This window comes from Paeniglutamicibacter sp. ORCA_105 (assembly GCF_045798545.1).
Lineage (GTDB): Bacteria > Actinomycetota > Actinomycetes > Actinomycetales > Micrococcaceae > Paeniglutamicibacter > Paeniglutamicibacter sulfureus.
This window is the reverse complement of sequence record NZ_JBIXLM010000013.1, coordinates 89,503-96,310: the sequence shown is the minus strand read 5'-3', so window position 1 is coordinate 96,310 and position 6,808 is coordinate 89,503. Positions and strand designations below refer to the sequence as shown.

The following is a 6,808-nucleotide window of genomic DNA, read 5'->3' as shown; positions in this document are numbered from 1 at the left end:
CGAACCCTGCAGGCTCATCGCCGCGGCGGTGAAGTGCGCACGGAAAGCGTCAAAGGAACCAAACGCGTCATCGATCGCCGCAGCCAACTCGCCCTCGGGCTTGTCCCCGCCCTCCGGGGACAGGTTGTTCCAGAAGATCGAGTGGTTGGTGTGACCGCCCAAGTGGAACGCCAGGTCCTTGGACAGCTTCGGGACATTCCCGAACTCGCCCTTCTCGCGGGCCTCGGCCAACTGCTCCAACGCCGTGTTCGCACCGGCCACGTAGGTCGCGTGGTGCTTCGAGTGGTGCAGCTCCATGATCCGCGCCGAAATGTTCGGCTCCAAGGCCGCGTAATCATACTGCAGCTCAGGCAAGGTATAAATAGCCAAAATGACTCCTCATTCTCTTCGGCACCCAGCGGGACGCGGGCGCACTCTTCTTCGTTACTGCATCTCCGCGCAGCTGGCGGAAAACTCGTGGTTTCAGTGCTCCAGCATATCCAAGGGAACGCTCGCCTCGGTGCCGGGTATTCCCAACTCGGAAGCTCTTTTGTCGGCCATGGCCAAGAGCCGGCGAATCCGCCCGGCGATCGCGTCCTTGGTCATGGGCGGCTCCGCCATGCGGCCAAGCTCGTCGAGGCTGGCCTGCTTGTGCGCCACGCGCAGGGCTCCGGCGTACTTGAGGTGCTCGGGGACTTCCTCGCCGAGGATTTCCAGCGCGCGGTCGACCCTGGCTCCGGCGGCAACGGCTGCCTGGGCCGAGCGGCGCAGGTTGGCGTCGTCGAAGTTGGCCAGCCGGTTGGCCGTGGCACGGACTTCCTTGCGCATGCGGCGTTCCTCCCAGACCATTAACGCGTCGTGGGCACCCATGCGGGTGAGCAGCTGCGCAATGGCCTCGCCGTCGCGGATGACCACGCGGTCAACGCCGCGGACCTCGCGAGCCTTGGCCACCAGGCCCAGGCGCCGCGCGGCACCGACCAGCGCGAGCGCCGATTCGGGGCCCGGGCAGGTGATTTCCAGTGCGGAGGACCGCCCGGGCTCGGTCAGGGAGCCGTGGGAGAGGAACGCTCCGCGCCACACGGCCTCGGCGTCGGCGGTGGAACCGTTGACGATGACCGAGGGCAACCCGCGCACGGGACGGCCGCGCCCGTCGAGCAGGCCGGTCTGGCGCGCCAAGGACTCGCCGTCGCGGACGACCCTGACCACGTAGCGGTTGCCGCGGCGCAGGCCGCCGCCGGAGACGACGATGATTTCAGAGGTGTGTCCGTAGACCTCGGCGATGGCGGCACGAAGCCGCCGGGCGGTGGAGGCGAGGTCGACCTCGGCCTCGATGACGATGCGTCCGGAGATGATGTGGAGTCCACCGCAGAATCGCAGCATGGTGGATACCTCAGCCTTGCGTTCGGAGGACCTCCGAATCTCAAGCCGGGACAGCTCGTCCTTGACGGAAGCCGTCAGTGCCATGGATTGTTTCCTAACTGCTGGGCTCGTCTGTGCTGAACGTGGTGAACACGTCGTGGTAGGCGGCGGCAAGTCTCAAGGGGTCGTGGACTGCTCGTCCGGCACCAACCCCTACTTTACCGAAAAACGTGCGGGCACCTAGCCGGGCGGCCGCCTGGGTGAAGGCCTCGTGGTCGGAAATCGTCGTCGGGTCGGCCAAGACGGCGTCCAGGCGCAGCTGTGGTGCGTACCTGGAGATGACCTCGAGGTGCGCCGCCGCATCCATCCCGCCGGTCTCGGCGGTGGTCGTGGAGAGGTTCATGGTCAGCAGCCGGCGGGCAGGGGTTTGCTGCAGAGCCTCGCGCATTTCGGGCAGCAGCAGGTGGGGCAGCACCGAGGTGTACCAGGAGCCGGGGCCCAGCACCACCCAGTCCGCCAGCTCGATGGCGTCAAGCGCCTCGGTGCAGGCGGCGGCATCGGCGGGTTCCAGGCGCACATTGGAAACCAGCGCGCTCTCCCCTGCCTCGGCCAGGTTCGCCTGGCCGGAGATGCGCCTGCGCACCAGACCGGTGCCGGCGTCCTCCTGCAGCACGTCCCCGGTGATGGTCAGCGGGGTGGTGCTCATGGGCAGCACCTGGCCGCGGGCGCCCAGCAGTGCACCCGCCCAGCGCAGCCCCGCCACCGGGTCCTTGAGCAATTCCCACAGGGCCACGATCAGCAGGTTGCCGACCGCGTGCTGGTCCAGCGTGGCATTGGTGCCCGGCTTGGAGGTGAAACGGTGCTGCATGACATCGCGCCAGGTCCTCCCCCAGTCGGTGTCGTCGCACAAGGCGGCAAGGGCCATGCGGAGGTCCCCGGGTGGCAGCACGTCGAGTTCCTCGCGCAGGCGCCCGGAGGAGCCCCCGTCGTCGGCGACCGTGACAACGGCAGTCAGGTCGGTGGTGAGCCGGCGCAGCGCCGACAGCGAGGCGGAGAGACCGTGGCCGCCGCCGAGTGCGACGACGCGCACCACCTGGTTGTCCTCGGCGGAACGTGCGGGGGGCTGGATGGGGATGGGGCCGGTGAAAAACGCCATGGTGGACTACTCGCGCCCCAGGTCCCGGTGCGTGATGTTGACCCGCACGCTGGGCAACTGGGCCAGTCGGCGCCCGATCTCCTCTGCCGTGGCCACGGAGCGGTGCTTGCCGCCGGTGCAGCCCACCGCGATGGTGGCGTAGTGCTTGTTTTCCCGGCGGTAGCCCTCAAAGACCGGTTCCAGGGCGCCGATGTAGCGCTCGATGAATTCCGCCGCCCCCTTGGCCGAAAGCACGTAGTCGGAGACCTGCTTTTCCTTGCCGGTGTGCGGGCGAAGTTCCGGGACCCAGTGCGGGTTGGGGATGAAGCGGACATCCGCCACGTAGTTGGCATCGGTGGGCAGCCCGTACTTGAAGCCGAAGCTCATCACGTTCAGCCTTAGCACGATGGGGCCCGACTCGGAGAAGAGCTCGGTGATGGAGCGCGCCAGGTCGTGCACCGACATCTCGGTGGTGTCCACGACGATCTCCGCGGCTTCCTTCAGCTCGCGCAGCACCTCGCGTTCGCGGTTGATCCCGTCGACGATCCGCTCGTCCTCCTGCAGCGGGTGCGGGCGCCGGCCCTGTTCGAAGCGGCGCACCAGAAGGTCGTCGGCCGCGTCAAGGAAGAGCACCCGGTAGGCGATGCCGGCGCTGGTCAGCGCGTTCAGGTTCTCGCGCAGCTGCGGGAAGAGCGATTTGGAGCGCACGTCCATCACCACAGCGAGCTTGGGGATGGATCCCCCGGAGTGGGCCACGATCTCGGTGAGCATGCCCAGCAGCGTCGGGGGGAGGTTTTCCACCACGTACCATCCGTGGTCTTCCAGCGCGTGGGCGGCGGTGGTGCGGCCGGCACCCGACATGCCGGTTATCACCAGAAGTTCGGACTCGGGAGGTTTCACGGGGGCAAGCTCGGAGGTCATGACCCCTAGCCTAGTCGCCTTTGCGCGCCCAACCTGCTAGTCAAGCACCTCTCCGGTCGTCATGTTCACTGCCGGCGCACCGGTGCCGGCGGCGGCCAGCGCCTCGTGCACCGTGGAAGCAAGCACCGGGCCGATGCCGGGAACGGCCGTGAGTTCCTCGACGGAGGCGGCGCGCATCTTCTTCATCGAGCCGAAGTGCTTGCGCAGGGCGTCGCGCTTGGCCGGGCCCAGGCCGTTGATGGTGTCAAGTAGCGAGGTGGTCATCGAGGCCGAGCGCTTCTGGCGGTGGAAGGTGATGGCGAAACGGTGCGCCTCGTCGCGGATCCGCTGGACCATGTACAGCGCGTGCGAGGCCCTCGGCAGGATCACCGGGAACTCGTCATCGGGCAGCCACAGCTCCTCCAGCCGCTTGGCCAGGCCGACGACGTAGATGTCGTCGATGCCCAGGTCGGCAAGCGCCCGGGAGGCGGCGGCGACCTGCGGCGGGCCGCCGTCGACGATGACGAGCGAGGGCGGGTAGGCGAACTTGCGCGCCGGCAGTCGTTCGGAGGCGTCGGCAATGTCGATTTCGCCGCTGACCATCGGCACGGTGTCGGCCATTTCCGCGAGGTAGTTCCTGAAGCGGCGGGAGATCACGTCGTACATCGAGGCGGTGTCGTCTCGCGCAGCGTCCCCGGTGATCGCGAACTTGCGATAGTCGCTCTTTTTCGGCAGCCCGTCCTCGAACACCACCATGGAGGCGACCACATTGGTTCCCTGGGTGTGCGAGGCGTCATAGCATTCGATGCGCAGCAGCGGGGTGGGCAGCCCGAGCGAGTCCTGCAGTTCCTGCAGCGAGGCCGACCGGGTGGTCAGGTCCCCGGCGCGCCGGGACTTGTGCAGGCGCAGCGACTGCTCGGCGTTTTCCCGCACGGTTTCGGCCAGCGTCGCCTTGTCCCCACGTTGGGGAACGCGCAGCGAGACGGCCGAGCCGCGGCGCTCGTGCAGCCACGCGGCCACCTGCTCGGTGTTCTCCGGCAGCACCGGGACCAGCACCTCGCGCGGAATCCTGTCGTCCCCGGCGGCCTCGCCGTAGACCTGGGTGAGCAGGTGCTCGATGAATTCGGCAGGGGTCGAGTCCTCGACCTTTTCCACGACCCAGCCGCGCTGGCCCCGGATGCGCCCGTTGCGCACATGGAAGACCTGCACGGCGGCCTCGAGCTCGTCCTCGTGCACGGCGAAGATGTCGGCCTCGGTGTTTTCGGCCAGCACCACCGCGTTGCGTTCGAAGACCCGGCGCAGCGCGGCGATGTCGTCGCGGTGGCGGGCGGCCTGCTCGTACTCGAGCTTCGAGACCGCATCGGCCATCTTGGCCTCGATCTCCCTGATGAAGCGGGTGCCTTCACCGCCCATGAACTGGCACAGGTCAGCGGCGAGCTGCTTGTGGTCCTCGGGGCTGATGCGCCCCACACAGGGGGCCGCGCATTTGTCGATGTAGCCCAGCAGGCAGGGCCTCCCGGAGGATTCGGCGCGCTTGAACACCCCGGCCGAGCAGCTGCGCACCGGGAAGACACGCAGCAGCGTGTCGAGGGTTTCGCGGATGGCCTTGGCCGGGTAGAACGGGCCGAAGTACTTGGTGTCCTTGCGCTTGTCCCCGCGCATCACCTGGGCGCGCGGGTACTTCTCCCCCATGGTCACCGCGAGGTACGGGTATGACTTGTCGTCGCGGAAGACGATGTTGAAGCGCGGGTTGAACTCCTTGATCCAGGTATATTCCAGCTGGAGGGCCTCGAGCTCGGAGCCCACGACGGTCCACTCCACCGAGACCGCGGTGTGCACCATGGCGTGGGTCTTGGGGGTGAGCCCGGCCGGGTTGGCGAAGTAGGAGTTCAGGCGCGAACGCAGCACCTTGGCCTTGCCGACGTAGATGACCCGCCCCACCTCGTCGCGGAAGCGGTAGACCCCGGCGTTCACGGGGATGTCCCCCGTCGCGGGGCGGTAGCTTCTTGGGTCTGCCACGTCTGCGCCCTTCGTTGCTAGTCGGTGATGGGTGTCTGGTTGTAGGCGTCCACGCGTTCCTGGCCCGTGAGCTCCGCGATGGCATCGACAATCGCATCGGTGGCTGCGCGGCGCTGCGGCAGCGGGTGCTTGCGTCCCAGGTGCTCGAATTGCAGCGGCTTGCCGAAGGCCAGGGTGAAGTGGTGTGGGGTGATCCGGTTGGTTCCGGCCGGCTGCAGCTTCTCGGTGCCGATGAGTCCGACGGGCACCACCGGCGCCCCGGTGCTCAGCGCCAGCCAGCCCACGCCGGTGCGTCCGCGGTAGAGCATGCCGTCGCGGGAGCGGGTGCCCTCGGGGTAGATGCCGATGCCGCCGCCGGTTTCCAGGATGTCGACCAGGGATTCCAGTGCCGCCACGGAGGCCGCCTGTTCACCGCGCTGCACCGGGATGGAGCCCACGGATTCGAAGAAGGTCTTCATGGCCTTGCCCTTGAGGCCGGGGGTGGTGAAGTATTCGGCCTTGGCGAAGAACGCCACGTCGCGCGGGGTCAGCGCCTGGATGATGATGGAGTCCAGGAAGGAGAGGTGGTTTGAGGCGATGATGACGGGCCCGGTGCGCGGCACGTTTTCCAGGCCGGTGACGGTGGGACGGCACAGCCCCGACAGCAGCCCGCGGATCGAGGAGCGGGTCATGGTGTACAGGCTCATTTAGGCGCTGGCTCCCTTGGTGGTGGCGGCCATGACCGATGCGCGCACGGCTTCCCCGGCGGCGTTGCCCAGCAAGAGGTCGGCCAGTTCGGCGAGGTCCGCCGCGTGGGCACCTGCCCCGGCGGCTGCCAGTTCGCCGTCGTCGGCGAACCCCCAGCCCGCGCCGATGGACGCGATGTTGTTCTCGTGGGCGGCCTCGATGTCGTAGCGGCGGTCCCCCACCATGACGCAGTTTGCCGGGTCCAGGTCGTGTTCGCTCATCGCCGCGGCGATGATGTGGGTCTTGGAGGACGATGTGCCGTCGCCCTCGTCGTCGTTGCCGAAGATCCCGTCAAGCAGCGGAGTGATTTCCTGCACCGCAAGCAGTTGGCGGGCAATGTGCGTGGGCTTGGCCGTGGCCACCAGCACCGTGGTCCCGGCGGCGCGAAGTGCTGCCAGAAGCTCCTTCACGCCCGGGTAGGGACGCGAGGCTGCCATGCCGGTTTCGGCATATTGCGCGCGGTAGGTCGCGATCAGGAAGCCGATGTCGGCGGCGGTGACGCCGTCGATGGAGGCCAGCCCGATGCTCAGCGGCGGGCCGATGAGGGAACGGAGTTTTTCTTCACCCGGGTCGGGGATCTGCGCCTGCGTCAACGCATGGCGGATACCCGAGGTGATGGCCCCGGCCGGATCCACGAGGGTTCCATCGAGGTCAAGGAGCACGGCGGAGGGAGCAATCATCACTGTTGTA

7 protein-coding genes are annotated in these 6,808 nt (G+C 67.8%); all 7 read right to left on the bottom strand.

What is annotated here, in order from left to right:
* Positions 1–369: superoxide dismutase (locus ACIPUB_RS08780; protein WP_407607018.1), on the bottom strand; the 369-nt coding region annotated here is incomplete at its 3' end.
* 93 nt (positions 370–462) lie between these two features.
* On the bottom strand, positions 463–1,443 hold the full coding sequence (gene whiA / locus ACIPUB_RS08775) for a DNA-binding protein WhiA (protein ID WP_264269138.1): 981 nt from the start codon (positions 1,441–1,443) through the stop codon (positions 463–465).
* 10 nt (positions 1,444–1,453) lie between these two features.
* Complete coding sequence (gene yvcK / locus ACIPUB_RS08770) at positions 1,454–2,494, bottom strand: uridine diphosphate-N-acetylglucosamine-binding protein YvcK (protein WP_264269139.1); 1,041 nt, start codon at positions 2,492–2,494, stop codon at positions 1,454–1,456.
* 6 nt (positions 2,495–2,500) lie between these two features.
* Positions 2,501–3,394, bottom strand: coding sequence for an RNase adapter RapZ (rapZ, locus tag ACIPUB_RS08765; protein ID WP_264269140.1), 894 nt, complete (start codon positions 3,392–3,394; stop codon positions 2,501–2,503).
* 36 nt (positions 3,395–3,430) lie between these two features.
* On the bottom strand, positions 3,431–5,392 hold the full coding sequence (gene uvrC, locus ACIPUB_RS08760; RefSeq protein ID WP_407607017.1) for an excinuclease ABC subunit UvrC: 1,962 nt from the start codon (positions 5,390–5,392) through the stop codon (positions 3,431–3,433).
* Positions 5,393–5,409: 17 nt separating this feature from the next.
* Complete coding sequence (locus ACIPUB_RS08755) at positions 5,410–6,078, bottom strand: lysophospholipid acyltransferase family protein (protein ID WP_407607016.1); 669 nt, start codon at positions 6,076–6,078, stop codon at positions 5,410–5,412.
* Complete coding sequence (locus ACIPUB_RS08750; protein ID WP_407607021.1) at positions 6,079–6,798, bottom strand: HAD hydrolase-like protein; 720 nt, start codon at positions 6,796–6,798, stop codon at positions 6,079–6,081.
* Positions 6,799–6,808: the final 10 nt, after the last annotated feature.